Annotated in this window: 26 protein-coding genes and 1 tRNA gene; 7 read left to right on the top strand and 20 right to left on the bottom strand. The window is 46.1% G+C overall.

Annotated features, from left to right (window positions below; genetic code table 11):
• Position 1: 1 nt before the first annotated feature.
• From OM95_RS00230 to OM95_RS00210, 5 genes are all read right to left on the bottom strand, one after another.
• On the bottom strand, positions 2-1,666 hold the full coding sequence (locus OM95_RS00230; protein WP_041868972.1) for an LTA synthase family protein: 1,665 nt from the start codon (positions 1,664-1,666) through the stop codon (positions 2-4).
• A 62-nt stretch (positions 1,667-1,728) separates the two neighbouring features.
• Positions 1,729-2,742, bottom strand: coding sequence for a hypothetical protein (locus OM95_RS00225; RefSeq protein ID WP_041868969.1), 1,014 nt, complete (start codon positions 2,740-2,742; stop codon positions 1,729-1,731).
• 9 nt (positions 2,743-2,751) lie between these two features.
• Positions 2,752-4,167, bottom strand: a complete 1,416-nt coding sequence (locus OM95_RS00220) for an MBOAT family O-acyltransferase (protein ID WP_041868966.1) — start codon at positions 4,165-4,167, stop codon at positions 2,752-2,754.
• A gap of 107 nt (positions 4,168-4,274) precedes the next feature.
• The gene (locus OM95_RS00215) at positions 4,275-5,351 is read right to left on the bottom strand and encodes an NAD-dependent epimerase/dehydratase family protein (RefSeq protein ID WP_291515377.1); all 1,077 of its coding nucleotides are present in this window, start codon (positions 5,349-5,351) and stop codon (positions 4,275-4,277) included.
• Positions 5,351-5,662, bottom strand: a complete 312-nt coding sequence (locus OM95_RS00210) for a hypothetical protein (protein WP_041868963.1) — start codon at positions 5,660-5,662, stop codon at positions 5,351-5,353. The genes OM95_RS00215 and OM95_RS00210 overlap by 1 nt, the downstream gene beginning before the upstream one ends.
• A gap of 290 nt (positions 5,663-5,952) precedes the next feature.
• Between OM95_RS00210 and OM95_RS00205 the strand changes: the two genes are divergently transcribed.
• Together OM95_RS00205 and OM95_RS00200 are read left to right on the top strand one after the other, a co-directional pair.
• A complete protein-coding gene (locus tag OM95_RS00205) occupies positions 5,953-6,336 on the top strand; it encodes a hypothetical protein (RefSeq protein WP_291515376.1) in 384 nt (127 codons plus the stop codon).
• A 30-nt stretch (positions 6,337-6,366) separates the two neighbouring features.
• Positions 6,367-7,311, top strand: a complete 945-nt coding sequence (locus OM95_RS00200) for a hypothetical protein (protein ID WP_291515375.1) — start codon at positions 6,367-6,369, stop codon at positions 7,309-7,311.
• A gap of 28 nt (positions 7,312-7,339) precedes the next feature.
• Here OM95_RS00200 and pstB read toward each other — a convergent pair whose 3' ends face one another.
• The 4 genes from pstB to OM95_RS00180 all read right to left on the bottom strand — a co-directional run bounded on the left by pstB (position 7,340) and on the right by OM95_RS00180 (position 10,976).
• Positions 7,340-8,107, bottom strand: a complete 768-nt coding sequence (gene pstB / locus OM95_RS00195) for a phosphate ABC transporter ATP-binding protein PstB (protein WP_041869171.1) — start codon at positions 8,105-8,107, stop codon at positions 7,340-7,342.
• 5 nt (positions 8,108-8,112) lie between these two features.
• Positions 8,113-9,030, bottom strand: coding sequence for a phosphate ABC transporter permease PstA (pstA, locus tag OM95_RS00190; RefSeq protein ID WP_041868958.1), 918 nt, complete (start codon positions 9,028-9,030; stop codon positions 8,113-8,115).
• Entirely contained in the window at positions 9,030-9,905 is an 876-nt protein-coding gene (pstC, locus tag OM95_RS00185) for a phosphate ABC transporter permease subunit PstC (protein ID WP_363228072.1), read from the bottom strand. Before pstC ends, pstA begins: the two co-directional genes overlap by 1 nt.
• Before the next feature lie 72 nt (positions 9,906-9,977).
• Entirely contained in the window at positions 9,978-10,976 is a 999-nt protein-coding gene (locus tag OM95_RS00180; protein WP_041868953.1) for a PstS family phosphate ABC transporter substrate-binding protein, read from the bottom strand.
• Between the two features lie 114 nt (positions 10,977-11,090).
• On the opposite strand from OM95_RS00180, the gene OM95_RS00175 reads away from it, so the two are divergent.
• Positions 11,091-12,599 carry a PAS domain-containing protein gene (locus OM95_RS00175; RefSeq protein ID WP_041868952.1) on the top strand — a complete coding sequence of 503 codons (1,509 nt, stop codon included), beginning with the start codon at positions 11,091-11,093 and terminating at the stop codon, positions 12,597-12,599.
• Between the two features lies 1 nt (position 12,600).
• Here OM95_RS00175 and OM95_RS00170 read toward each other — a convergent pair whose 3' ends face one another.
• Together OM95_RS00170 and OM95_RS00165 are read right to left on the bottom strand one after the other, a co-directional pair.
• Positions 12,601-13,050: a Fur family transcriptional regulator gene (locus OM95_RS00170; RefSeq protein WP_041868951.1), complete on the bottom strand. Its 450-nt coding sequence runs from the start codon at positions 13,048-13,050 to the stop codon at positions 12,601-12,603.
• Between the two features lie 36 nt (positions 13,051-13,086).
• Entirely contained in the window at positions 13,087-13,812 is a 726-nt protein-coding gene (locus OM95_RS00165; RefSeq protein ID WP_291515374.1) for an EI24 domain-containing protein, read from the bottom strand.
• Between the two features lie 53 nt (positions 13,813-13,865).
• On the opposite strand from OM95_RS00165, the gene OM95_RS00160 reads away from it, so the two are divergent.
• A complete protein-coding gene (locus OM95_RS00160; protein ID WP_291515373.1) occupies positions 13,866-14,459 on the top strand; it encodes a histidine phosphatase family protein in 594 nt (197 codons plus the stop codon).
• On the opposite strand, the gene OM95_RS00155 is transcribed toward OM95_RS00160, so the two are convergent.
• Positions 14,444-16,732, bottom strand: a complete 2,289-nt coding sequence (locus tag OM95_RS00155) for a fatty acid cis/trans isomerase (RefSeq protein WP_291515398.1) — start codon at positions 16,730-16,732, stop codon at positions 14,444-14,446. The genes OM95_RS00160 and OM95_RS00155 overlap by 16 nt on opposite strands.
• A 130-nt stretch (positions 16,733-16,862) precedes the next feature.
• Here OM95_RS00155 and OM95_RS00150 point away from each other — a divergent pair, with 130 nt between their 5' ends.
• Positions 16,863-17,381, top strand: a complete 519-nt coding sequence (locus tag OM95_RS00150) for a hypothetical protein (RefSeq protein ID WP_041868948.1) — start codon at positions 16,863-16,865, stop codon at positions 17,379-17,381.
• Here the strand turns inward: OM95_RS00150 and OM95_RS00145 are convergent.
• From OM95_RS00145 to OM95_RS00130, 4 genes are all read right to left on the bottom strand, one after another.
• Positions 17,378-18,367 (bottom strand): HD domain-containing phosphohydrolase, encoded by a 990-nt coding sequence (locus OM95_RS00145; protein WP_041868945.1) that lies wholly within the window; start codon positions 18,365-18,367, stop codon positions 17,378-17,380. The genes OM95_RS00150 and OM95_RS00145 overlap by 4 nt on opposite strands.
• 64 nt (positions 18,368-18,431) lie before the next feature.
• Positions 18,432-19,181 carry a tyrosine-protein phosphatase gene (locus OM95_RS00140; RefSeq protein ID WP_041868942.1) on the bottom strand — a complete coding sequence of 250 codons (750 nt, stop codon included), beginning with the start codon at positions 19,179-19,181 and terminating at the stop codon, positions 18,432-18,434.
• A gap of 58 nt (positions 19,182-19,239) precedes the next feature.
• Positions 19,240-19,827, bottom strand: coding sequence for a mobile mystery protein B (locus tag OM95_RS00135; RefSeq protein ID WP_041868940.1), 588 nt, complete (start codon positions 19,825-19,827; stop codon positions 19,240-19,242).
• Positions 19,784-20,296: a mobile mystery protein A gene (locus OM95_RS00130; protein ID WP_291515372.1), complete on the bottom strand. Its 513-nt coding sequence runs from the start codon at positions 20,294-20,296 to the stop codon at positions 19,784-19,786. Before OM95_RS00130 ends, OM95_RS00135 begins: the two co-directional genes overlap by 44 nt.
• Positions 20,297-20,596: 300 nt before the next feature.
• Between OM95_RS00130 and OM95_RS00125 the strand changes: the two genes are divergently transcribed.
• Positions 20,597-20,673, top strand: a tRNA-Pro gene (locus OM95_RS00125).
• A 132-nt stretch (positions 20,674-20,805) separates the two neighbouring features.
• On the opposite strand, the gene OM95_RS00120 is transcribed toward OM95_RS00125, so the two are convergent.
• Entirely contained in the window at positions 20,806-21,270 is a 465-nt protein-coding gene (locus OM95_RS00120) for a hypothetical protein (RefSeq protein WP_041868938.1), read from the bottom strand.
• Between the two features lie 196 nt (positions 21,271-21,466).
• Positions 21,467-23,521 (bottom strand): S9 family peptidase, encoded by a 2,055-nt coding sequence (locus OM95_RS00115; RefSeq protein ID WP_041868936.1) that lies wholly within the window; start codon positions 23,519-23,521, stop codon positions 21,467-21,469.
• Positions 23,522-23,694: 173 nt separating this feature from the next.
• Between OM95_RS00115 and OM95_RS00110 the strand changes: the two genes are divergently transcribed.
• Positions 23,695-24,426 (top strand): transporter substrate-binding domain-containing protein, encoded by a 732-nt coding sequence (locus tag OM95_RS00110; protein WP_041869163.1) that lies wholly within the window; start codon positions 23,695-23,697, stop codon positions 24,424-24,426.
• A gap of 22 nt (positions 24,427-24,448) precedes the next feature.
• Here OM95_RS00110 and OM95_RS00105 read toward each other — a convergent pair whose 3' ends face one another.
• Positions 24,449-24,991 carry a MerR family transcriptional regulator gene (locus tag OM95_RS00105; protein ID WP_291515371.1) on the bottom strand — a complete coding sequence of 181 codons (543 nt, stop codon included), beginning with the start codon at positions 24,989-24,991 and terminating at the stop codon, positions 24,449-24,451.
• The gene (locus tag OM95_RS00100) at positions 24,960-25,295 is read right to left on the bottom strand and encodes an integration host factor subunit alpha (RefSeq protein ID WP_041869158.1); all 336 of its coding nucleotides are present in this window, start codon (positions 25,293-25,295) and stop codon (positions 24,960-24,962) included. Before OM95_RS00100 ends, OM95_RS00105 begins: the two co-directional genes overlap by 32 nt.
• Positions 25,296-25,401: the final 106 nt, after the last annotated feature.

Raw genomic sequence — 25,401 nt, 5'->3', positions numbered from 1 at the left:
ACTATTCAAACAGAAGATTGCCGTAGATTTCCTCTGCAAACAGGTCTTTCAAAGACGAAGGATCGGCTAAAACTTCGGATGATTCTTTTTGGCAGATATTTTCCAAATAGCTGTAGTAGTCATTATAAACACCAATGTTTTCTGATAAAACTCCTGGCAGGCAGTAAATCGGTTTATCCCGAAGTTCCTGCGCCATGGACTCGCCTTTTACCGAACCACCGACTGATTTGATATATAATGGGACTCGACCGTAAGTTAAACGCTGACGCCCTTTTAGATCTGAAAAAATAAAACCGGCACTTTCTTTGCCACGAGCCAAAAAGAAGTCGTCATTGAAAACGTGGCGTTTATAAAATGAAATGGTCATCGCCGGCTTGTGATCACCGAAAATCAAAAACAAAACTGGCCGACCTTTTTTCTGCGAGTTCTCAGTCACTTTTTCTTGGAACTCCAGGAAGTCCTTCATCGCCTTCGACATTTTTTCCTGATAGTCCGCTTCGCCCCCATCATCATCTTTGTCTTTATAAGGACCGTGGGTCGAAAGTGTGATCAAGAAGGCAAAGGTTTTGCGACCCACATTCAAATTCTTTTTATAAGCCGTCAAAGCGGTCTCATACATAACCCGGTCCGGGGGTCTATTTTCTTTATCACTCCAGTTCATGTGCTCCAGAAAGTAGGATTTTTGAAATCCAAACTTAGGGTGAATGACGTCCCGATGCCAAAAATAGCCCACATTGTTATGAGAAGAAAACGTCTCATAGCCCGCCTTCGCCAGCACGCGGGGAAGACCTTCTGCGTGCGTAGAGAAACTTTCCGCGAAGTATTGGAAATCAATGCCTTTGTAGCGCTGACTTGGAAGCCCCGTCAGAACTTCAAACTCTGCTTCCGCCGTCATCCCGCCATAAACCGGTGAAATGATATTTGTACGCGTAAACCCATGGTCCGCCAGTTGGCTCATAGGTGTGACAAACTTTCCCGACAAACTGGTGTAACAGGATTCACACAAAATCAAAAAAACATCAGGCGACTCGTCACCAATGTGACTTTTGGGCGAGCGCCCCACCTGATAGGTAACTTTCCCTTTAGCTGGCACCTGCCCCATTGGCAAAGTCATGAAAAGGTGATTTAAAACACCATTTTCTTTTATGTTCGTCGCAAAATTCCAATCGACATATTTTACTTTCACCAGTCGAAAAAGATAGCTGACGGGATTCAGGCTTATTTCCGTGGGATGTCGTTCCTGAACACAGGACGTCGTAAGCAACAGCATCACCGGAAAAAACAGAAGCTGACGCTTTTTGAACGTAAGACCTTTGAAAAAACAAAATAGCATCGCCAGGACGATCACCGGCACCAAAATATCCGAATAGCCCTTAAGAAACAAAGCTTGCCGCCAGCCAAAAACATCCGAAGCTTCAAAGGCGGTATTCGTGTAGGACATTTTCATCCAGTGAATGCGCAAAAATAAGGATTCAAGAAGAAAAACAAAACCGACAGCGTAATAAGGCTTTAGAATAAATAAGAACGAGGCGTAAAGTAACCAAGGCAAAATAAGTTTTGTCGGAATGATGAAGTCAAAAACATACCATTGAATAAAAAGACTCAGAATACTTAAAAACAAAAGTCCCCATAAACTCTGATTTTTCTGCGGCAGTCTGATCTTCATAATTTCAACCTGGTAGATATGCTACAAATTTCAGGTGTGTTTGTATAGCCTGCAAAGATTTTTTATTGTGGAGACGACTGAAGACCCGGTTTCAACATTTGAATTATGGCGTAGCAAGTTGGATGCACCCCGTCTTCCCAGAACTTAACTCCACCATCGTCCCCAGGTATACCGGAAAAATAATTGAGCACTTTTACATTTTCGCCTTGGAGACCTTCGACCAATTTCACCCACGTTTTTTGCAGATCTGCACTTCGTGGATCTTCAAGTTGAAGGCGCTTTTCAAAGTCCGGATGGTAGGGAGCAATATTAATGACAACCTCGATCCCTTTCGCCGCTAGCTTCTGAATTTGCTCTCTAAAAATCTGAGAATACTCAGGACTAAGATCCATTCTTAAAAAAGAACTGAAGCGAGGGTAAACAATACTCACCTCGACAGGCAGCATTTCCGCCGAAGTTTTACCGACGAAGCTCTCACTCGCACAGGCCTGAGGATCTAAATCATCGCCATTTCCCAACTTTCGAAACATTTGACTGCGCGCCAGCGAAACGGCCGCTTCAAAAGTATTGTGATCCACCAAGACCTTGGCCTTTTGCAAATATGTTTGCCAAGTCGTGTGGCTTTGAGCCCCGGGCAAGTGGCTGCTCAGTGCCGGATTCCACTTCACCTTGGCATCCGTGGTCATCGCTAGAAGTTCAAAATAGTCTGCCATCCAAATGACTTTCTTTAATTTCGGATTTGTTTCCAGCGCGATGTTGGAAAGTGCAACCTTCAGAAGCAGATCTGCGCCACCTTGGGAAAGATTGATGGTTTTTAAACCCGTAACTTCGCTGATCCATCTTGGCGACACCCGCTCGCCACGTGAGGAACCAAGAATAAGCACCTCTGCCTCGGGATTTGCCGCCAAAGTCTGAGCGGCCTGATAATACACGTTGTGCGTTCGGCGATTCAGATCAATACCTTCACAATGAAAGTAACACATAGGATCTTGGACATAATTGAAAACCGCGACGCCACCCACCAACAGCAAGCAAAAAAAAGCGAAGAATAGAAGAGAACGCAGAGCTGAATCCATCGATAACCCCTAAAACTGGAAGTATAAAAATGGCGATTCTTCGCCCATGTACATTAAACAAATCACAAACATGAACGCCAAAAGAAGAGCGTTTTTAGCTGAAGGCTTAAAAGATATTTGCCAGGTGTTTCGCGCAAACAATGCAATCGCAATTCCGACCACCAAGGCACCAAAAAATCGGTCTTTGTGCTTAAGCGCAATAAAAGACAAATCCCAAGTTAAAGCGCCGTTAAGCAGAAACACTTTTTTCAACCACTCCCCTGCTTGCGCCACCGAGTGGGCTCTAAAAAACACCCAGCCAATATTCACCAGCAAGAACGTCAGAATCCAGGATACCGCGGAACTGCGGATGATATTCCACTTCTGATCTTTACAAAATCGTTCGACGGCAAGGATTCCGCCATGAAAAACACCCCAAACAAGATAAGTCCAGTTCGCTCCGTGCCAGAAGCCCCCGATGGCCATGGTTAAAAGCAGATTTCGATAAGTCTTTAAATAGCCAGCCCGGTTCCCGCCTAAAGAAATGTACAGGTAATCACGAAGCCAGGAAGAAAGACTGATATGCCATCGCTGCCAAAACTCGGTAATAGATCGGGATTTATACGGCGAATTGAAGTTCTGAGGAAACTGAATATTCATCATCAACCCCAGCCCCACAGCCATGTCCGAGTAACCACTGAAATCGAAATAAAGCTGTGTGGTGTATCCAAACATCGCCAGGATCGCTTCGGCGTTTGAGGCCTGCCCCATATTCGCAACCAAAGGGTCCACGACGGCGGCGATGCGATCGGCAATCAACATCTTCTTCGCTAAACCAAAAACGAAGAAGTAACAGCCCTTCCAAAAGTTTTCCGAATGAAAGAGGTAGGTGCTGGAAGCTTCCAGTTGCGGCACGATGGTATTGTGACGAACCAATGGACCCGAGATCTGATGCGGGAAAAGAGTGACATAACCCGCGAATTCCAAAAGATGCGCGTGAGCATCCGAAGTTCTGCGATAAACGTCAATAACGTAGGACATTGATTGAAAAGTGTAAAAGGAAATACCGATCGGCAAAATCAAATTGAAAGTGGGCAGCAAGCTGGGATGCACGCCCACAGTCGAAAACAGTCCATTCAGGGAATCGGCGAAAAAATTATAATACTTAAAAAATCCCAAAATCGACAAATTGGCGATCATCGAAGTCAGCAACAGGGCTTTGCGTGCGCGCTGAGTTTTGGAATAATAGATGCGGTTGGCAATATAAAAATCCAAAACGACCGTAAATAGCAGAAGAAATACGTAAGTCGTGCTCCAGTAGGCATAAAAAAATACGCTAGAGAAAAACAGAAACCAAAGCTGCAACTTCTTTTTCGTGATCAGATAGTAGCCAAGCAAAGTGATCGGCAGAAAAAGAAAGATAAATTCGTAGGAGTTAAAAAGCATTACACTGGCATAACGAAGCTCTCGTAATTTGTCTACAAGGCCCTATATAACGCTTCGAGTGAAAACTTTTGTATGTTTATAAAAACACGGCCGGACGTGACCCTAAGTTAGGCCGAATAATACTCCCGCAGCACCTTCGTCAATTCTTCTGCAGAAGCATGGCCCGCGTAATAACCCTGATACCAGCCGGCGGTTTGTTCCAAAGCCGTCGTCAAATTCCATCGCGGCACCCAGGCTAATTCGCTCTTTGCCAGGCCGCTATCCAAGTGCCCGTGCAACGACAAGGAGGTCTTTGCCGTGGAGGACGAAACGGACGCCCACGTGGCTCCCCAAATCTGACTGAACTCTTTCATCACTTCCCCGACAGCTTCGTATTCAGAAGCCCCGATGTTGTAAGTCGAAGAAGACAGTTTGGGGCCTTTTTCTAATAGACCTTGCGCCACAGCTAAGAGGCCCGAGACTTGATCCAGAACATGGATCCAGGGACGAACTGACTGCGGATTGCGAACTTCAAAAGTCTTTTTTCCCAAGAAACTTTGTACTGCTTGAAAAATCAAAGCTTGCGAAGAAAAGTCCCCACCACCTATCGCAGAAGTCACCCGCGCCGTGGCGACGGCCACCTTGTGTTTGTTGTATTTGTCGGGAGAAAAAAAGGACTCGCGATAAGACAAAGCCACAAACTCGGAACAAAGCTTTGCAGTCGCAAAAATCCCCGAGGGGCCGACAGCGGACGTCTCCGCCGCAGGTGTGTTCGACGGAGAACGAAGATAGGCTTTATCAGAGCCCACAACCAAAACAGCACGGACCGAGGCCGTTTCACGAAGAAGGTCCAACAACTGTGCCGTTCCCATCACGGATTTAGAGAGAATTTCAAGCGGACGCTGTTCGCCTTCTTGCAAAAATCCACTTTCGCCAAGATGAAGAACCACATCTGCTTGGGCGAACTGCAAAGCTTGGCGCAAAGAATCTTCGTTACGAAGATCTCCGTAAGTCATTGCCAGAGATTGCCCCAGATTGGTCAGATCAAAAAGATTCGGAGATACATCTAAGGATTCGCCATAGCCAAAAACCTGCGCCCCCAGATACTGCAAAGACAGCGCGGTCCAAGCCCCTAAAAAAGAGTTCGGCGAGGTCAGAAAGACTCTCTTACCCTGCCAAAAAGAAGTCCGTACAGACTCGTCCATTAAGATCCCAGAAGGGCCTGCTCAATTCCCTGATTGTGATGTTCTGGCAAAACCCAATGCGCAAGAACACGGCCTTCAAATTTCCAATAGAAACCCACCGGGTCCGTATCGTAAATCGCCACGCGCAATTCGCCCTTGCCTTCGGTTGCCTTCATTTTAAGCAAAGTCTGCGCTAAAGATTCTTGATTCAGGTTCCCCGTTCGCGCGGCGGGGATGCAGTGCTCTTCATAAAGACGAGCCAACAAAGACAGCTCGACCAAGTTATACAAGGATTCGCGAATAAAATATTTATCAGAGTGCAATGACTTCATGAAGTTAAGCCTAACGAGGGATGAGTGTCGGAGGTATCTTTTTCCGCAGGAAACAATGCAGCAGGACCTGTCCCTGAGCATTTTCCTGGAGCTTACGACGACAACCCGACAAAACGAAACATTTGAGTCTTCATAAATGGTCTCGCTTCCGTAGCTGTGTCGCGCGGACTCCAAGAAATACTTCAATACCGTAAGTGATCCTTCAGTAAAAGAGTACTTAAGTTCCTGTAAGAATATACATGACGTTTCGAAGTTGCCAAAGGTCAATCACCGGGACTACTCTTTTTGACATGGAAACAGACGGAGAAAAAATCGCCATCTCAGCCAATGTCGGAGATGAACGAACGCAAAACGGAGTCATTTACGTGAAGTGGTTTTCACCGCCGGAAAGAATGTCCCAGGCAATAAAAAAACTGGGCTTGTTCTGGCTGATTGCTGTCGTATCGGTGGTGATTCCCGTCTTTCACTTCGTCAGTATTCCCTTGTTTTTCGGCCTTGGAGTTTTCTTTGCCCTCCGAAGTTATAAGAGCGAAGGGAAAGTGCTCAGCGGTTTGGTTCTGTGCCCGCACTGCCTGACGGAAGTAAAGATCAAACCGACAGAAATTCAGTGGCCGCTTTCCGAGATCTGCCAAAATTGCGCGCGTGTCGTCCGAATGGAAAAATCTGTTGTGTAACCACGCCTAAAACTTCTATGCTAAATGGGCATGAAAAATGTTTTTGGCCTTTTATTCTTTCTTCTTTTTACATCTCAAGCATATTCACAAGGAATGATGGAGGGCTTGACACCCCCAAGCCAGCAAAGAACTTTGCTTTCTTATACGGGGCTTTTTTTTGATAAAGCGGATTTTCCCCAAGAGCGGGCTTCAACGTCTTATCAATCCATGGACTTCAGCACACCCGTTTATCGAACAGAGCAACAATCTATCTCGTTAAACTTAAGTGGCTCGCAATACCTGGTAACACCGGCGCAGAGTGAAATTTCCGGTCTTTATGATATCAAATTCGGCCTGGGTTATACTCGTGTTATTGACGAAAAACGCCTTTGGTCCGTGAATGTCCGTTATGGTTCTGCCAGTGACAAACCTTTTGAAAGCGCGGATGTTTCGACCTTAGGAGTGACGGCGTTCTACTCCTATCCTGACGACGAATCCAGCCGTTGGCTGCTCTTGGTGGATTATTCCAACAACCGCCCTATTTTGAACAACCTTCCTTTGCCGGGTTTTGCCTATTTCTACAATCGGTCCAAAGAATTTCGTTCTGTGATCGGAATTCCCTTTGCGAGCTTTAACTGGCAGTTTGCTGACATGTGGGGATGGGACTTTTTCACTCTGGTACCCTGGGTGGTTAAGACTTCCGTTTATTACAAAGTGACTGACTTCGCAAAACTGTACACGGGTGTGGATTTTTCGCAGATCACTTACTATCTTTACGGAAGACAGAATAAGGAAGATCGACTTTTCTATGACGATAAGAAGGTCTTTATTGGTTTAAAATCCCCTATCAGCAAACAAATCCTTGCGGACTTGGAAGCCGGTCACTCATTCGATCGCCGCTTTTTTGTGGATGAAAACTACGTCATCAGTCCCGACAACGCCATTTCCATCGGCAATTCTTATTACTTAAAACTTTCTTTGAAGTTTATTTTATAAATAGACGTTTACCGTTCCGGTCGTTTTACTAGCCGAAGCGACCGGTGATGTAATTTTCCGTGCGCTGATCTTTCGGATTCGTGAAAATCTGATCGCTGGCGCCAAACTCGATCAAATCACCTAAATACATAAACGCTGTGTAGTCAGAAACGCGCGCCGCCTGATGCAGACTGTGAGTGACGATGGCGATCGTCACGTCCCGGCGAAGCTCGCCGATCAGTTCTTCGATATGACGAGTGGAAATAGGATCTAAAGCGGAGGTCGGTTCATCCAGTAGCAAAATCTCGGGCTCGGTTGCTAAAGCCCTGGCAATACACAGACGCTGCTGTTGACCACCCGACAAAGCCGTCGCCGAAGACGACAAACGATCTTTCACCTCGTTCCAAAGACCGGCTTGTTGCAAAGAACGCTCGACGCGCTCTTCGATAAAGCTTTTCTTTTTCACTCCGCGCACGTTCAGACCGTACGCCACGTTATCGTAAATGCTTTTGGGAAATGGATTGGGTTTTTGAAAAACCATACCAATACGCATGCGCACTTCCATGGGGTCGATTTCTTTACCCAGGATATTTCTTTTATCCGGATAAAGCAGAATTTCACCCTGATAGTTCGCATTCGCATAAAGATCGTGCATGCGGTTAAAACAACGCAGCAAGGTCGTCTTACCGCAACCGGAAGGACCGATCAAAGCTGTGACCCGATTTTCATAAATAGGCAAAGTCACACCGTTGAGGACTTTTTTATCACCGTAGGAAAAAAGCAAATTTTTAACTTCCGCACGAAGCTGTAGTTCCATAGACATTACCATTTCATCTTTTTACGGAAACGAGAGCGTAAGTAAATCGCTCCGCCGTTCATAATAAGGGTCATCAATAAAAGCACGACCCCTGTTGCCGCCGCGTTCACGTGGAATTCAGGCTGAGGGCGGGACAGCCAGTTGAACATCTGAATGGGCATCACTGTAAAAGGATCCATCAGCCACTTAAAGTTCACAAAAGGAAAGTGCCCCTCAATAGGAGGCGTCGGTAAAAAGGCGATAAAGGTCAAAGCGCCGATAGTAATCAACGGCGCGGTTTCACCAATAGCCCGCGACAACGAGATAATAACCCCAGTTAAAATTCCCCCCGAGGAATAGGGCAGAATGTGATAACGAATGGTCTGCCACTTCGAAGCTCCCATCGCATAACTGGCTTCACGTATCGTATTAGGAATCGCGCGAATCGCCTCACGTGTGGTGACGATAATAATTGGCAAAACCAATAATCCCAGCGTCAATCCCGCCGTCAAAATGCTCTGACCCAATTTTAATTTGTAAACAAAAAGTCCCAGCGCCATCAGACCGTAAGTGATCGAAGGAATGCCCGCTAAATTGATGATATTCAATTCGATGATTTGCGAAACCCAGTTTTTCTTCGAATACTCTTCCAGATAAACCCCGGCCGCAACCCCCAAAGGAATCGCGCAAAACGCGGTGGTCAGCATAATACAAAAAGAGCCCACCCAGGCCGACAAAATTCCTGCGCGGTCCGCGAACCGTGACGGAAAGCTTGTAAAGAACTCGTAATTAATTCGCGCCACACCCGTCACGGATAAATCCACGATCAAAGTCAAAAGAGTGATCAAGGCGAACAGCAAAGACATTAAGCCGCAGAAAGCAAAAACAAAATCCCACATCTGACGGCGTTTGATATTCGCCAGGATATCTTGTTGCAGTTCCATTACTCTTTCTCCTGAAACTTCTTGCGCAGATAAAGTCCAACGATATTAAAGCACAAGGTCAAAACCAAAAGACTTAAACCCGCAACATATATAGACTGATAACCGATAGAACCATGCGGAAGATCCCCAAGACTGACTTGCACAATAAAGGCCGTGATTGTCGCCGCGGGTTCGGTAGGATTTAAAGTCAGATTGGGTTGCATTCCCGCCGCAATCGCCACGACCATGGTTTCACCCAAAGCGCGCGAAATTCCCAAAATATAAGCGGAGGTGATTCCTGAAAAAGCGGCCGGGATCACAACCCGAAACGCTGTCTGCATCCGCGAGGCCCCGACCGCAAAAGAAGCCTCACGCAGGTGTCCTGGCACGGATCGCATGGCGTCTTCACTTAAAGAGCTTACGTAAGGAACAATCATCACCCCGATCACCAGGCCCGCACTAAGCACATTGAAACCGCCTAAAGACGGAATTACTTTTTGCAAAAGCGGCGTCACAAACAAGAGCGCGAAATAACCATAAACGACCGTGGGAACTGCCGCCAGAAGTTCAAGAATGGGTTTCAAAATTTCGCGATAAGACGGACGGACGTATTCGCTTAAAAAAGCCGCCGCGACCGTTCCCATTGGAATGGCTACCAACAACGCGATGATCGTCGATAAAAAGGTTCCGCACAACAACGGCAAAATGCCATAGCGAGGATTTTCAAAAAGCGGCGTCCACTGCGTGTCTGTTAGAAAGTCGACTAAAGACACGGTTTTAAAAAAAGGCAGACTTTCAGTCACCAGAATACCAACGATTCCAATAGTGACTAAAACAGAGGACGCGGCGGCAAGAAACAAAACTGTTTCAATCGCGCGCTCTCTTAAACGACGCATCCGCCGAACCGGGTGGTCAGCGGATGTAAACTCATTAAGTTTTTTGAGTTGATTTTTATTCACAGACGTAAACTACAACGAACCTTCGCGTTTCAGCAACTCTTCAATTTTTAAACCGACTTCCGAGTGACCGCCGAAAACAGTGCCCAGCTTATTCTTTTTCACATGTTCTTTGCCCAATTCGTAGGCTTTTGCTGGAAGTGGTACGTACTTCACTTCAGGAACAATCTGCGCCGAATTGCTAAGGTAGAAGTTCACAAAGTCTTTCACTTCTGCTTTTTTCATCGAAGCTTCGTTTACGTAAATGAAGATTGGACGAGAAAGTGGGAAGTACGTGCCCGCCTCCACAGTTTGACGTGAAGGAGTCACTGCTTCTTTTTTAGGAGCTTTGTCGCCGCCAACAATGCCCACAACTTTCAACTTCGCTTTATTTTCTTCATAGTAAGCCAGTGGCACATAGCCTAAAGCGTAAAGGTCATTGGAAACGCCCGTGACCAAGGTGTTGTCGTCTTCGCTGGCCGTGTAATCACCGCGAGAAGATTTAGACTTACCGACGATAGCCTCTGTAAAGTAATCAAAAGTTCCCGAGTCAGAACCTGCGCCATAAAGCTTAAGATTTTCTTTAGGCCAAGCAGGATTGATATCACTCCACTTCATGACTTTACCCTGAGCTGCGGGCTCCCACATTTTTTTCAGATCAGCGACGGAGATGGATTTCAACCAGGTGTTCTTGGGATTTACAACCACAGCAGTTGCGTCATAAGCAACTGCCAGCTCCATAAACTTAACGCCTGCTTTGCGACAAGCCTCAAGTTCACTGGCTTGAATCGGACGAGAGGCGTCTTGAATATCGATTTCGCCACGGCAGAACTTTTTAAAACCACCACCCGTCCCAGAGATGCCCACCGTCACGCGCACTTTGCCTTTTTGTGCCGTTTGGAATTCTTCAGCCATCGCCTCTGTGATAGGGAACACAGTGCTCGATCCATCGATTTTAATAACTGGAACTTGCGCATGAGCTGCAGACGCGCCGACAACTACACACAATGATAGAATTGCATTCTTAAGCATACACACTCCTGTATGGCTAATGGTCTAGCACTAGATTGCTGCTCTGTATTGTTAAGGTTTTATTTAGATTTAGCCATTTCGCGTTAGCAAAAGCTCAAGTAAACTCAAATTCGCATGGACACAAAGTCGCCTAAAGAACAAGCCAGCCTTCTTGAACAAATCCATAAGACGATGTCTGACAGCGTTTATATCTTCGACGTCAATGAAGAAAACCTTGTCTGGCTGAACGAACGCGGCGTCACCCGCTATGGCTACACACTGGACGAGATCCGCAAGATGGGGCCAGAGTATTATCAGCGAACCATGCACCCCGAGGACATCGACTCGCTTCGCCAAAGTATTAAAAAATCGCGAGACCTAAAAGATGGCGAGGTTCTGACTGTCGAGTACAGATTTCGCGATCACACCGGAAACTATCATTGGTTGAGTGATCGTATCACGGTCTTTTCAAGAAATGATAAAGGCGAGGTTGCGAGCCTTCTAGGGGTCGCGACCGAAGTGGACGCACAAAAGGCCTACGAAGAAGCCCTGAAGAAAACCATTCAGAAATTGAATCTTTCTTTATCCGCCGCACACATGGGCACATGGGAATGGGACCTGGAAAAGAATCTTCTTCTCTGGGACCCACAGATGTATCGCATTCACGGCGTCCCGGAAAACTCGCCCCTATCACCGATGGAAGAAGTTTGGAAAAGAGCCCATCGGGTTGACATGGAAATCGTCAACCTTCGCGCCCGCGAGGCGGCAGAAAAGCGTCAGGACTTCTATGTCTCTTACCGGGTGACCTGGGACAATCAGGAAGTTCATCACATCCGCTGCTATGGAAAATTCATGGCGGATGAGTCTTCGCGAATGTACGGCGTCGCATGGGATTCGACGGAAGAAGTTCTGACCGAACAACAAATCGCGGATGCCAAAGCAAAATTAATTTCTTCTACGAAAATGGCCGCCCTGGGAGAAATGTCCGGAGGCATCGCTCACGAGATTAACAATCCTCTCACCGTGATCCAAGCCCGAGCTTTTCAACTCACACAAATGGTAGAACACGAAAAGCTAGATGCGGAAAAAATCAAAACCGCCGCGGAAAGCATCAGTCGCACCGCCGACAAAATTGCCCGTATCATCAAATCCCTTCGCTCTTTTGCCCGTGAAGGATCGGACGACCCGTTTGAAATCGTTCCTGTTAAAAAAATCGTCGATGAGACTTTGGAATTTTGTCGCACAAGATTTTACAATCACGGAGTCGAGGTTGAGGTTCCAGAGATTGATCCCGAGCTGGAAGTCGAATGCCGTCTTGTGCAAATCGAACAAGTTCTATTAAATCTTTTGAACAACTCGTTTGATGCCGTGGCTCTGCTTGATGAAAAATGGATTCGCATCGAGGTCAAAGAAACGGACGACACTGTCGAATTCCATGTTATCGACTCGGGCCAGGGAATTCCTGAAGAAATCGCGGATCAAGTCATGCGCGCTTTTTTTACCACCAAAGAAGCCGGCAAAGGAACAGGACTGGGACTTTCTATTGCCGCGGGAATTATCAAAAAACACAAAGGATCTTTAACCCTCAATCGCCATGCCAAGAACACGACTTTTGTGGTGAGCTTACCAAGAACTCAGGAGTAAATTACTGACAGCGTGAACAAACGCCGAAGAAATCCAGACGATGCGAAACCTGTTTGTAGCCCATGGTTTCGACCATCTTAATATGCTGATCCAGGTCGCAAATATGAATAGGCTCCACCCGTTGGCATTGACGACAAATCACGTGGTGATGGTGATGTCCCGATTCTAACGCCAATTCAAAACGGGCCACCCCGTCACCGAATTCCAAGCGAGAGACGATCGCGGCTTCCTCGAATTTTTTAAGAATACGATAGATGGTGACCAGATCCATTCCACCGGATTTATCATCGATTTTTTTGAAGATTTCGTCTGCGGAAACAGGATCCGGTTGTTCTAAAAGAATTTTTAGCATTTGTGTCCGCTGCTGGGTGAGCTTCATCCCCGCCTTACGAACCCTTTCGTTCAAGGATTCAATATCGATATTTTTGCGTTCACTGCCACATTTAGACATAGGCGAATAGATACACCACTTGCCTTGCGAAATCCACTAGGATTCGGCTTTTCGCAGGGACTGTAAAGCATTTAAACAGTAGTACGTATAAGAAAGAGCCAATAAAACCGGCACAAAGAAAAATGCGAGGGGGACATACGATAGAAGGCCTAAAATCAGGCCCAATCCATAAAGAGACTTTGCCTCTTGGTGGGCAAGAGTCCGACGCTCTTCCACGCTCGCGTAATCCTGAAGGACATCGTAGAGAAAGATTCTTTTATTCAGCCACGAGGTCAAAAGAAGCGGAAGCACCACTTGCATTCCCGGTAAAAACCACAAAGGCAAGGTGACGACAAAACACACCACAAAAAGCACCGTCGTCGAAACCGTATTCCATAAGCTTCCTAAAAAAGAGCCTCCCCTTTTCTTTTCTAGCCCCTTAAAATCCGCCTCACCCACCCATTTAAGAATGATGGGCATGAGCAAAAGAGAGGTGATCAGAATGGCTGACAAAAACACCGCCGGAATAAAAAGCAGGATCAAAAATACAACCGAGCACCAATAGGCGAAGTCAGCAATCCCCGTCACTCCCATCATCCATTGCACTAAGGTCAAAGAAGAAAAAAAGGAACTGATTCCAGCGACCCAGGAAGGCCAAAAGTTCGCGAAAAAGGCAAAAAGAACGACGAAGGAAAGAACCGGAGGCAAGAATATTAAAAGGGCCATCCGCGGACGAGCCAAAGCTTGAAGAGATTTGCGCAAAGAAGATAAAATGCTGCTCATATTCTCATCTTTTCGCTTTATGGATCGAGAAGCAAGTGATTCAATAGAACCTTATGTTAAAGACCCTGCATCTTTTTCGTCATGGACAGACTGATTGGAACGCCCTACGTCGTATCCAGGGCCATACTGACATTCCCCTGAATGCGGAAGGCCAAAGCCAGGCGCGAGGCCTTCAGGCTTATTTTGACGAAAACCCGGTGGATTTATTTGCCGCCAGCGATCTTTCCCGGGCACAGGAAACCGCCCGCATCGCCAACTCCGTTTTAGTCAAACCCTTGCATATCTCCGTCGGTTTGCGTGAAGTCTATCTTGGCGACCTAGAAGGACTCACTTTGCAGGAAGCGCACGAAAAATTTGGCATGGAATCTTGGCAAAAATGGACATCCACAGATCCGGCGCATTTGGATTTCTGTTTTCCGAATGCAGAAAGCCCCCGGCAATCGATCCTGCGTTTCACCCAGGCTTTGACGGATTTCTGCTGTCAGCATAGCTTTTCTAGTGCTGGTGTTTGTACTCACGGCCTGGTGATGCGACGATTTCTCCACAGCCTTCGACCAGAGCTCCAAGAGCTTTTGCCCATTCCCAACTGCGTGGTTTACAAAGTGGCTTGGGATTCTGATAAAAATGTATTCTATTTCAATTCGTAACGGGTCAAATCCAGGTAACCGAAGTTTACCGGATCGACTCGTTTAAAAAGACTGTTCAATTCATCATAGTGTACCCAGAAAGATTGATTGGAACGACGAATACCAAAGGTCGTGACTAATTTCTGATAGTCTTTTTCCGAACTCACTTTACTTACCGCCGTCACGAAAGTTTTTAAATCATCTTCTTTCACGTCAAAGATCATATTGGGATAAGGCGCCCCAAAACCTTCATAGATCGTTAAGGTGTCTTCTTCCGGAGCCATTCGCAAAGACTCTGCCAAAATCCAGGAAACACTTTCGTGCTCTTTATTATGGATCAAGGAATACACTTTGATTTCGCCGGACTTCATAAGAATTTTCAAATAAGCCACATCCGGAAAGAAGCGAGCAAAGGGAGTTTTACTTCCCGCCGGGACCGACGCAATCTTGCGCAGTTCCGCCGGAATTCCTTTGACACTCCATTTCGTCTTCATGCTGTCCGGAAGCTGCAATGACTTCCAATTCACCATGTCCACGGGACCCCGCACTTTTTCATTGAAATGGAAAAAAAGAATCTTTTGAGCCATTTGTTTTTTGGTGTCCTTTTCTTCCTCAACAAAACGCACGGCGGTGGGCTCAGACGATCCCACCGTAGGATAAACATAAGTCATTTTTACTTGCGTCAGAAATCCTTTATACCACTCGCGGCGGTATTCAAGACGCTGTTCCGGTGGGAGAAACATGAGAAACAGTTCCTCGGCTTCCATGCGGATCATATCCATGTAAACCCGCGTGAGAAGCTGATGACTGACATTGCCAAAAACGTCGAAGTTAACGACAAGATTGTACACCAAGCGTTCAAACAACGGGTAATCCAAAACAAACATCGTTTTAGAAAGATCGCCGACGGCCCCTTTTAAAACCACTGCATTGTCGTCATGTCGAAGCACCGTCAGCACGGCATTGGGATTTTCGCTATCCCCGTTCCAAATATCAGAAAGCGCATAACCTTCGGGTTTAAGTTTTTTAAATTCGTCAGTACGCGCTTTGCGATAATTTTCGCGATGATCGACAAGCTTCTTATAAAAGATCGGGGTTTCTTTGATGTCGACGTCACTGCCAAACACCCCGGGAAGCATCAAAAGCGCTTCAACTTTCGTATCGTAGTCTTTTGAAAGAACCATATTGTCTGAACGAGGATTCAAAAAGAAAACATAGAACTGTTCTTGTATCGAGTTCACCGCCATACTGCCGTTACAGACCGGGCCCTTGATAAAGGTGCTGACGTGATATTGCGCATCGTCCAGTAAAAACTGGTAGCGCGCTTTCACCGGAATATCTTTGTAGGCGACGAAAGGATTTTCGGCCACGCCCGCATCATAGCTTGGAAAGTTTGCAACTTTCCAAGACTCTTCCCAGAACAGTTTTTTTATTCTTTCTAGTTTTGCCGGACTTAACGCATAAGGAATATGTGTTTTCATCACGATGGTCCCTGGGAACTTCTCAAAACAATAAAAGAAATTTTTAGTCTTGGGATCATCATTGGGTCGACGGGTGGCGATCAATTGAATCCCCTTCTGGCACTGTGTTCGTGAGCGCACCAGTCTGAAGAACATGTCTTTGCGCTCGGGGAAGTGCAGGTGTCCCAAAAACAAATGCTCATATAAATAGCGACTGACAAGTTTATGGCGAAGATCCTTGTGATTCAGAAAGGCTTCCCATTGCCCAATTTGCTTTTGTATCTCGGCAGGAACTTCCGTACGTCCCTTTCCAAGCTGAACAGAAGGCCCGGGGGCACCACCTGCCAACCATGTTTGAATCGTATCGATTTCCTGCGCACTTAACGGCGGCAAACCATAGGGCATGCCTAAATAAGGAGCCTGTTTTTGCATCTTTTTAACGTCGTCCTGAGGCGCGACGCAAACTTGCGATTGCGCCACCTGCTTTTCTACTTCAACGCTGGGATGCTCTGCGCGCAGCTTAAGAAAGCTTAAAAATAAATTGTCCGTGGCATTGCGAGACGTGTTCAGGTCGAAAAAACCCCGCTTGCGCCATTCTTCAGACGTGTGCGCGTCCACCCAAAGTCGCGAGGGCTCTACACTCTGGGTTCGGGTTCCGTCATAGACATTCAGCTTATTGGCCCCCCTTTGAAATCCTTCAAAACTTTGCAGATTAAGCTGGCAGGGAGCATTAAAACAGCTATGGCAGGCCAGACAACGATTGTCAAAAATCGGCTGAACTTTACGGGTGTAAAAATCCGGAGGAAGCTCCTCCGCTTTTGAGACGCTTGTCATCACAACTGAAATAAAACAAAGCACAAGCCTGTTAATAAATTGCATACAGCCTTACTCCCCGTGTATTCTGCAATCATAAAGCTCTTTCTTGCTTAATGGAAAGACAAACGCGCAAAAAATGAGGTCGGCGATGGAGAGAATTCCGTTTCAAACAGTGCAAAACTCAATTGATGATATCTGCGGCATCACGGAAGAAAGTGATCTTGAAAAAGCGTCTCAGCATCTTTTTGACGTTCAGCCCGACCTTGCCGGGTTCTTTATGGAGTTTATCGAAGACATGAGTGAAGGCGCCCAGGATTTGGGTTTTATGATGGCTTTGATCCTGAACCGCTCTTTTGAAGACCAATACAAAGACCTTCGCGCCATGACTGAAGAGGAAGTGGTTTCTCGCTTTGAAAAAAATGAAGCCGAGTTTGAAAAATACCTTCAGTTGAATGATGACATGATTGCCGATCTTCAGGCCAAATCCAATTCTGAAGGTCAGCCCGAGATTCTCAACTACATCATCGAAGAACTTTTCATGTCTCCAGAGTTGGAACCGACTTTGGCCGCCAATGAACAAGTTCACTTATTCATTATCTGCAAATTCTTTGTGGATTGTTTAAATGATCTTGCCAACGAAAAAGCTCCTGAGCTTGTTCGTCACTAAATCACTTTTTTGACGGCGATGGCGGCAGGTCCTTGCAGGGCCTGCTTCAACGCCTGAAATGCCGGCTTATGAAACGGCTGCCCCAAGGTGATTTCGATATAGGCCACCGCCTGAATCGGTGTTTTAGGATGGGGATTATTCACAGACTCCATCACCACATCAGCAAAGCAGTCCGCTAAAGCCACCACTCTTGCAAACGGATTCATTTTAATGTCGCGCAATCGGCGCGGATATCCCTGCCCCGGCGCATTTTCATGATGTTCCAGAACAATCGAGATGATGTCATCCGAGATGGAAGGCATACTTCGCAGGATTTCCACGCCACGGTACACGTGGGACTCATAAGCCGCCGTTTGTTCACGGCTCATAGCATGTCTAGGAGTATCCAGAATTTCATCTGGAAGCTCTTTCATCCCCACATCGTGCAACAAAGCCCCCAGAGCTAATTTTTCCAGATTCTGCGCTAGCGTCCATTTCATATTTCGCGCAATGATCACCGAAATCGCTGAGACCATCATCGCATGGCGGATCAATTCGTCATTGAGGTTGGACATCATGTTGATAACTGCGGAGATATCCGGCTTATTGTCCACCAATGTTTGGATGGAACGACTGACAATTTTGGAATGTTCTAAGGCTTGATGATCGAACCCCAGATGTTCAATCTCTTTAAAGATCGAGTCCGCCGCTTTGGATAAAAAGACGGTCTTTTTTTCGAAACTTATTTTATCACTTTCCAACACGATACCGGCAATACTGAGACTTTGTCCCACGCATTTGTGATAGTCACTGCGTCGAACATACAGCCATTCCGCCTTTTCAGGAAAGTGCATTTGATCGAAGTGCACCTTGGCTCCTTCTTTCAAAATCATCACATAATTAGTTTCAGAGAGCTTAAGAAAGATATCCACAGGCACTTGCATGCCGGCGACAAACTCATCCCTTGATACCGCGACGTAATCTTCCTGATTGTTATTCATATCCATAGGAAGCTTATCGGCTCTCGACCTTAGTTCCTAGAGGACGCGTCTCAATTTAAGACAGAGTTTGTTATTCCAGAAAGCGGCTTTTCCACTGATCGCGTTCTACCGCGGTCAGGGCATATTCCCGCTCGAAGAAGGCATCATAGCTGCCGTAACGAGACGTGATTTCCTGTAAAGCCGTTTGCAGGAAGTCTTCTTGGGCCGACATCATGTACTCAAAACGCTCTTTAGCTTTGGCACTGATACGTGGCTCGATGGTCGCCAGGATTTTCAACTTGAAAGGCAGCAAGGTCTGCTCGGTGATGAGATAATCATGCAGAACTGTTTGTTGCGGAACCCCCAAAGACAAAAGCAATAAGGCGGACCCCACTCCCGTACGATCTTTGCCGACAGCACAGTGTTGCACCAACGCCCCGTCATTCAATGATTCCACTTTATGAAACAGCTTTTGATAAGCCACATTGCCAAAAGGAAGTTGTCGGTACAGCGATTCCATATAATCTGTCGGCAAGGCCTCCAAGCTTTCGGAAGTAAAAAAATCTTTGTGATCCGCGGTGGTCGCATGACTGCTGGGGTTGGCAGGACAGCATTCATACTGCACGCCCTCCCACAAAACATCGCGGTCCTTTTCTGCCTCGTGCTGATCCCGATAATCCACGATGTGCTGAATAGAAAAGGCCTTCAGATACTCACAATCCTGAGGGGTCAAGCGCGACAAAGAGCCCGAACGAAAAAAGAAGCCTTTACGAACTTTGCGTCCGTCAAAAGTTTCATAACCGCCGAGGTCTCTAAAATTAATGCCGCCTTCAAGTCTCATGAATTCTCCCGATAAAATAGAAGTTTACCATGACAGGATGTGGAAGAGACTCACTATTCTAGCTTTTCATAAATTCCATAAGCGGTGCGTAGCTTCCACTGCGATCGGCGATTTGAAGTGAGTGAATATACTGGGCTCTTTTTTGTCCCATTTTTCCCAGATTTGCCTTTCCCCAAGTGGGTCTCGACTGCCCAACCTGCTCCATAAGCAAGTCAGCGGCAAGACGAGAAAAACGGCCGTTGCCATTCGGAAATGGGTGAATCCATACCAGGCGGTGATGAAACCGGGCCACAATTTCTTCGACCGAAAAAGTGTCATGTGCCAACCAATATTTGACGTCACCTAAAAGAAGCCCCAGTTCGTTCTGAATTCTTTCGGGGGTGACACCAATGTTTGTTTCACGTCGACGAAAAGTACCGGCCCAAGCCCAGGTGTCTTGAAACATTTTTTTATGCAGAAGACAAAGACCGGAAGCCGAAAGAAGATCTTTCTTCAATGTACGACTGCCATAAGCCCAAAGAAGAGCGCGAGCAATTCCAGCGGCCTCATACTCGTCCAACTCGGAGTGCGTTGTCAGACCGGGAATCAATCCCAGCAAAGTTTCATCGTCGAGAGGAGTGGCCCCTGGAGGACTTTGAATTTTCATGCTGACTTCTCCATATCTTTCGATCTTCTTTCAATAAAAGTTCAGCCGCGACACTTTCCACCAAATGCTGCTGCGACTGACGTGAAGTATCCTGCTCTTCCAATCCCATGGTGTGTTCCGTGTCCTTAACAATCTCACGGGCTGCTTTCAGAGCTTGTGTTTCCAGTAGCTTTTGCAACCCTTGCCCCTTCGGAACCAAGAAATAAACCAGTTCACAATCTAAGGCCTCCGCCGTGTCACGCAGAGTTTGCAAGGTCACCTTGCCGGCCACCTCGTCTTTTTCAATGCGCTCAATCCTCTGTTTGATCACACCGAGCCGCGTCCCCAGATCTTGCATTGTCATACCAAGAGCTTCGCGAATCTCTTTCACCCACCCGTACTTAGGGATTTTCGTTGTAAGGACCGATTCGCTCTGATGAAAAAAACGGTCTAACTGGTGGCGACGAAGTTTTGCTGTTTTTGCACCCACGGAATCCTCGCTTTAAGGTCTACTTATAAGTAGACTTATTATATCTTATCGTCTATTTATAGATAGACCTTTAGATATTATATATCTACATATATATAGACTAAATTTGTGGGTTTTTGAATATCTTGCTCTTACTGAGCTCACAATTACGGTATAAAGTAGTAATTCTTCTGTCAAACAAATATGTAAATTATGTGTAATTGAAACAAAAGGTCTAGGTTTTCTAAAAGACCCTGTTTGACGACCGGCGCGAGAGCTTGTTCAATACGACGCCATCGAGTACTGTTTTGACAGACAAATCTGCGTGTGGCTCAGCTTGGTAGAGCACTTGCTTGGGGTGCAAGAGGTCGCTGGTTCAAATCCAGTCACGCAGACCACTCTTTTTTAGTATGGAATGGGGCTCTACGATTCTACTCATCTTTAAGCCACCTTCCGCGCCCACTTCATTTTCACTGAGCGACTGAGATAGGTGCCCAAACCTCTTCCCGCGAATCGCCATCTTGAATAACTTACCGCCCGTACCCGCACTCATCCGCCCACATTGCCGTCACGGAACAACGGGGATTGATAGCATAACCGCCTTCGCCTTTCCGATTCACCTTACAGACAATATTCTTGGCCCCAATGTTGACGTGACTCATGCCACCTTCGGGCATCACACCCATTTCAGAAAGAGCCTCAAAGAACATTTTAGATGCCAGTAAGCCCGCCTTGGCAGGCTTTGCACAACTGAATGTCGGCAGCAAATCCGTATTCACACCACGGATCGTCTGCACACACTGCAGTTCCGCGAGTGTCCAGACAATGTCGTAGCCGACGTTGGTCTTTTTCGCAAAGTTCGAATTCTTGAGAAGATATGTCATCGTCACAGCTTCATCGCCGTTAAAGTCGCGCGCTAAGACATCCTGGCAGTCCGCCCTTGCGACAAAAGAAAACAGAGAGACAGCAAAAGGTATGACGAACTGGATTTTCATAAAAACTCCTTCGTCCTTCCAGGATGAGAAGCTTTTTTGCATGCTGCAAGAGTGAAAGCCACTTGCAAGCAAAAAGACAAAAAGAAACCCGAACTCCTTTTTTGAATTGAGAAGTCCGGGTTTACTATTTCTATCAGTTTATTTTTTGACCACAGTCAGACAGCTTGAAGCGCCAGCAGACGGTTTTTAAATCAAATCACTTTTTGATGCCAAATTGATTTAAGACAAAGGCGTATTCTTCTGCATTCTCGTACAGGTGATCAAAACGCCCCGTGCTTCCGAAATGCCCGGCCCCCATATTGGTTTTAAACACGATCAAATTGTCATCGGTCTTTCTATCGCGCAATTTTGCGACCCACTTTGCGGGCTCCCAATAGGTGACTCGCAGATCATTCAGGCCACAAGTCACGTACAAAGTCGGATAATTCTTTTCTTCCACATTATCGTAGGGCGAATACGACTTCATATAGAAGTAGTACTCTTTATCCTCAGGATTTCCCCATTCTTTATACTCAGTTTGCGTCAGAGGAAGATCTTTATCCAACATGGTATTAATCACATCGACAAAGGGCACATGGGCCACGACGACATTAAAAAGATCAGGGCGCATATTCATACAAGCTCCGACCAGCATGCCTCCGGCACTCCCTCCGGCGATCGCGAGCTTTTGGGGATGCGAATAACCTTTCTTCTTCAAGTATTCCGCACACGCGATAAAATCTTTAAACGTGTTCATCTTCTTCAGGAATTTTGCCTCTTCGTACCACGCTCGTCCCATCTCTCCACCCCCGCGAATATGGGCCATGGCAAAGACAACGCCGCGATCGACCAGTCGAAAAATATCACGCCTTTCAGGAAACCCATCAGGAATAATGGCACCATAAGAACCATAACCATAGAGGTAAGTCGGATGTGTCTGGTCTTTTTTTAGTCCTTTTTTATAAGTCAAAACCACAGGGATTTGCACGCCATCATGCCCTGGCACCCAAACCCTTTCGCACACATAGTTCGAAGATTTATGCCCTTTCACCTGTTTGGTCTTCAAGGTCTTCGTCGTTTTCGTGCGCATATTGTATTCAAGAACTGTGGGCACTTGAATCGGCGATGAATAGTTCAATCGCACCGTCTCGGTTTTATATTCATAATTATCCGGGGCCACGACGACACTGAACGCCGCATCTTTAAACTTGATTGTATGATCTTTCTGTTTTTGCAAATCGCAGATGCGAATTTGCGGCAGCCCGTTTTCACGCTCGGAAAGCACCAGGAAGTTTTTGAACAGATGGAATTCATCGACAAAGATTTCGGGTTTATGAGGAATGAATTCTTTCCACTGGTCTTTTTCTGTCCGCAAAAGATCTGCGGTCATTATTCTGAAGTTTTGTGCATTTAAATTGGTGCGGATCCAGAATTTATCCCCAGCGTGCTCAACATCGTATTCCAAACCTTCGATCCGCGGTTGCAGACAACGCGCAGGAAGACTCGGGTTGTGAGCGTCCACACACCACACTTCCGAAGTGATCTTGCCGTAACTGCCTATGAAAATAAAATTATGCGATGCGGACTTCCTAAGACCAAGAAATTGCTTCGGATCCTGTTCGTGATAAATCAGCTCATCTTGTTCAACTGGCGAACCAAGTTTGTGACGGTATACCTGATAAGGACGGCGATTTTCGTCCAAGCGCACATAAAAAACTGTTTCGTTGTCTTCGGCGAATGCGACCGAGCCATTGCAATTCGGGATCGTATCCGGCAAAAGTTTAGCGGTTTTTAAATCTTTGAAATAGACCGTGTAGCGTTCAGAGCCATCATAATCAGCACAATAAGACAGAAGATCGTGTTCGGGACTGACCTTGACCGCCGTAACATCACAATATTTTTTACCCTTCGCCAAGGCGTTTCGATCCAAAAGAATTTCTTCTTTGCCACCGGCTTTGGGTTTTCTACACTCGTAAGAGTACTGCTTTCCTTTTTTAAAACGAGTGTAGTAAAGAAAATCATCATAAGGGGCTGGAACAGACGAGTCATCTTCCTTGATCCGCCCCTTCATTTCTTTAAACAGCTTATCCTTCAAAGACTTCAGCGGCTTCATGTGCGTTTCGTAGTACGCATTTTCCGCTTTGAGATACTTCAAAGTTTCAGGGTTTTCTTTTTCGCGTAACCAAAAGAAGGGATCGACACGAATATCCCCATGCAGTTCAAGATTTTTCAATTTTTGAGGAGCTCTCGGAATTGGTGTTTTATTTTTCATGAGGCTACTCTATACACAAGAAATTGGACACTCAATGAGAATCACAGCGAACACCTTGTATTAAAATAAAAGCCGATCCCTCGGGAGCACCTCGGACGCAGAGAAAATGTCCCCATAAAAATTAGAGAGAAGACAAATTGAATATCGGACAATTTCAGTGTAAACTATTTTTTGTGGTAAAACTCTTTCTTACACTTTCACTCTGGTTCTCTTCTTCTTATGCGCAGGAAAAAGTTCTGACGCTCGGAGTACCCTTTCAAATCAAAAGAGTCGGCGCCATCGTGGAATATCAAAAACTTGTTTCTAATGCCTTGAAGGATGCGGGATTTGAAACGCAAACCAAAGTCACTGCGGGCAAAGTGCCTTACGAAGAAATGCTGGCGGGGAAAATCGATGGCATTCTGTATGACGATCTTCATATTAAAAAGGGTCGGAAGCACACCATTTCCACGTCGTTCCCCCTGATCAAAACCAAAAGTCGGATTTTCTATTTGAAAGAAAATCCCCGATTTAAAAATCACGACTTTTCAGACACTGGCCTGGCAAAGTACAAGGGCTCCATTTCTTCTGCTAATAAATCCATCGAAGCAGAGGCTTTGCGCAGAAACCTCAGCTTTATTAACTCAAATAATCCTTTGCATAACGTGACCGCCCTCTTAGAGGGCAAAGTGGACTATTTTATTGCGATTGAGGAAGTCGGAAAAAGCGCCGTCATTGCGCATCCCGGGGCTAAGGATAAAATTAGCTCCAGTGACACTGTGTTTACAGAAGTCCCCTTGTATCTGACTTTTCATAAAAAGCACGGCAAGGAAATGGCAAAAATAGAGCAGATTCTGATAAAACATCTGCGAGGGGATCTTCGCCAATATCCGCAGATATCGGAAAGTTTAAATAAAGACCCGTAAAAAAAGGGGCTAAGAAAGGCCCCTATTTGAACATTTGGCGAACGCGACGGATATCCATAATCAGCTCTTCAACCGTGTCGTTGAAGTTTTCCAGCTTATGAATCACCTGACTCATGTCCTTTTCTTTACGGACGTGAGCTTTGAGTTCCTTCATCGCGTTTCTTGCACCCTCAATTGAAAAACGATCCCGGTGCAAAAGTTTTCGGATCAACAAAGCGTTTTCCACATCTTTTCGTGTGTACATACGTTGATTGTTTGAAGCTTTTTTGGGACGAAGGATTTCAAACTCAGTTTCCCAGTAACGAAGAACGTACTGCTTGATTCCGAGAATCTCGGCAACATCGCCAATCTTAAATCCCATTTTATCAGGAATCGCATTGATCTCTTCCAAAAGCTTGTCATCACAAAGCATCGCAGGAATCGAGATCGGAGTGGTCGCAATGACCGGAACTGCTGCCGACTCTTCCACGAAATCAACGTGACTGTCGCCCAAAGACAACTCGGAACTTTCTATTTCGAGTTGGTCTGGCTCGCTATTCGTTGTCATCATAGTCGTCGTCATCATCGTCCTCATCCTTTAAGTGAGCGTACTCTTCCCCGTTCAACATCGCTTTTAAAACTTGCGAAGGACGGAACGTAAGAACACGGCGAGCGGAAATCTTGATCTGCTCCCCTGTTTGGGGGTTGCGACCAATACGCTCGTTCTTGCCGCGAACAACGAAGTTACCAAAACCAGAGATCTTAACTTTGTCGCCGTTTTGTAAAACGTCTTTCAAAGTATCGAAGCAAAGCTCAACAAGCTCGGAAGCTTCTTTTTTCGAGAAGCCGATCTTTTGGTAGACGTTCTCGACGATATCGGCCTTAGTCACCGTTGATTTACCTAAGTTCTGGCCAGCCATGATTTATACTCCATTTCCGCCCTCGCACTGGGTGCTTCAGGCGGGATTAACCATTTCTCTTACAAAGGGTAACAAG

Origin of the sequence: Bdellovibrio sp. ArHS, from assembly GCF_000786105.1 — a bacterium.
Taxonomy (GTDB): domain Bacteria; phylum Bdellovibrionota; class Bdellovibrionia; order Bdellovibrionales; family Bdellovibrionaceae; genus Bdellovibrio.
This window is presented reverse-complemented; position numbering and strand designations above follow the sequence as displayed.

Excerpts from the sequence above, each read along its gene's own strand:
- OM95_RS00225 (WP_041868969.1), bottom strand. The coding sequence starts at position 2,742 with ATGGATTCAGCTCTGCGTTCTCTTCTATTCTTCGCTTTTTTTTGCTTG.
- OM95_RS00220 (WP_041868966.1), bottom strand. The coding sequence starts at position 4,167 with ATGCTTTTTAACTCCTACGAATTTATCTTTCTTTTTCTGCCGATCACT.
- OM95_RS00175 (WP_041868952.1), top strand. The coding sequence starts at position 11,091 with ATGGACACAAAGTCGCCTAAAGAACAAGCCAGCCTTCTTGAACAAATC.
- OM95_RS00180 (WP_041868953.1), bottom strand. The coding sequence starts at position 10,976 with ATGCTTAAGAATGCAATTCTATCATTGTGTGTAGTTGTCGGCGCGTCT.
- OM95_RS00105 (WP_291515371.1), bottom strand. The coding sequence starts at position 24,991 with ATGATGACGACGACTATGATGACAACGAATAGCGAGCCAGACCAACTC.
- OM95_RS00200 (WP_291515375.1), top strand. The coding sequence starts at position 6,367 with ATGAAAAATGTTTTTGGCCTTTTATTCTTTCTTCTTTTTACATCTCAA.
- OM95_RS00165 (WP_291515374.1), bottom strand. The coding sequence starts at position 13,812 with ATGAGCAGCATTTTATCTTCTTTGCGCAAATCTCTTCAAGCTTTGGCT.
- OM95_RS00155 (WP_291515398.1), bottom strand. The coding sequence starts at position 16,732 with ATGACAAGCGTCTCAAAAGCGGAGGAGCTTCCTCCGGATTTTTACACC.
- OM95_RS00210 (WP_041868963.1), bottom strand. The coding sequence starts at position 5,662 with ATGAAGTCATTGCACTCTGATAAATATTTTATTCGCGAATCCTTGTAT.
- OM95_RS00160 (WP_291515373.1), top strand. The coding sequence starts at position 13,866 with ATGTTAAAGACCCTGCATCTTTTTCGTCATGGACAGACTGATTGGAAC.
- OM95_RS00115 (WP_041868936.1), bottom strand. The coding sequence starts at position 23,521 with ATGAAAAATAAAACACCAATTCCGAGAGCTCCTCAAAAATTGAAAAAT.
- OM95_RS00150 (WP_041868948.1), top strand. The coding sequence starts at position 16,863 with ATGGAGAGAATTCCGTTTCAAACAGTGCAAAACTCAATTGATGATATC.
- OM95_RS00230 (WP_041868972.1), bottom strand. The coding sequence starts at position 1,666 with ATGAAGATCAGACTGCCGCAGAAAAATCAGAGTTTATGGGGACTTTTG.
- OM95_RS00215 (WP_291515377.1), bottom strand. The coding sequence starts at position 5,351 with ATGGACGAGTCTGTACGGACTTCTTTTTGGCAGGGTAAGAGAGTCTTT.
- pstC (WP_363228072.1), bottom strand. The coding sequence starts at position 9,905 with ATGCGTCGTTTAAGAGAGCGCGCGATTGAAACAGTTTTGTTTCTTGCC.
- OM95_RS00145 (WP_041868945.1), bottom strand. The coding sequence starts at position 18,367 with ATGGATATGAATAACAATCAGGAAGATTACGTCGCGGTATCAAGGGAT.
- OM95_RS00170 (WP_041868951.1), bottom strand. The coding sequence starts at position 13,050 with ATGTCTAAATGTGGCAGTGAACGCAAAAATATCGATATTGAATCCTTG.
- OM95_RS00120 (WP_041868938.1), bottom strand. The coding sequence starts at position 21,270 with ATGAAAATCCAGTTCGTCATACCTTTTGCTGTCTCTCTGTTTTCTTTT.
- OM95_RS00205 (WP_291515376.1), top strand. The coding sequence starts at position 5,953 with ATGGAAACAGACGGAGAAAAAATCGCCATCTCAGCCAATGTCGGAGAT.
- OM95_RS00140 (WP_041868942.1), bottom strand. The coding sequence starts at position 19,181 with ATGAGACTTGAAGGCGGCATTAATTTTAGAGACCTCGGCGGTTATGAA.
- OM95_RS00135 (WP_041868940.1), bottom strand. The coding sequence starts at position 19,827 with ATGAAAATTCAAAGTCCTCCAGGGGCCACTCCTCTCGACGATGAAACT.
- pstA (WP_041868958.1), bottom strand. The coding sequence starts at position 9,030 with ATGGAACTGCAACAAGATATCCTGGCGAATATCAAACGCCGTCAGATG.
- pstB (WP_041869171.1), bottom strand. The coding sequence starts at position 8,107 with ATGGAACTACAGCTTCGTGCGGAAGTTAAAAATTTGCTTTTTTCCTAC.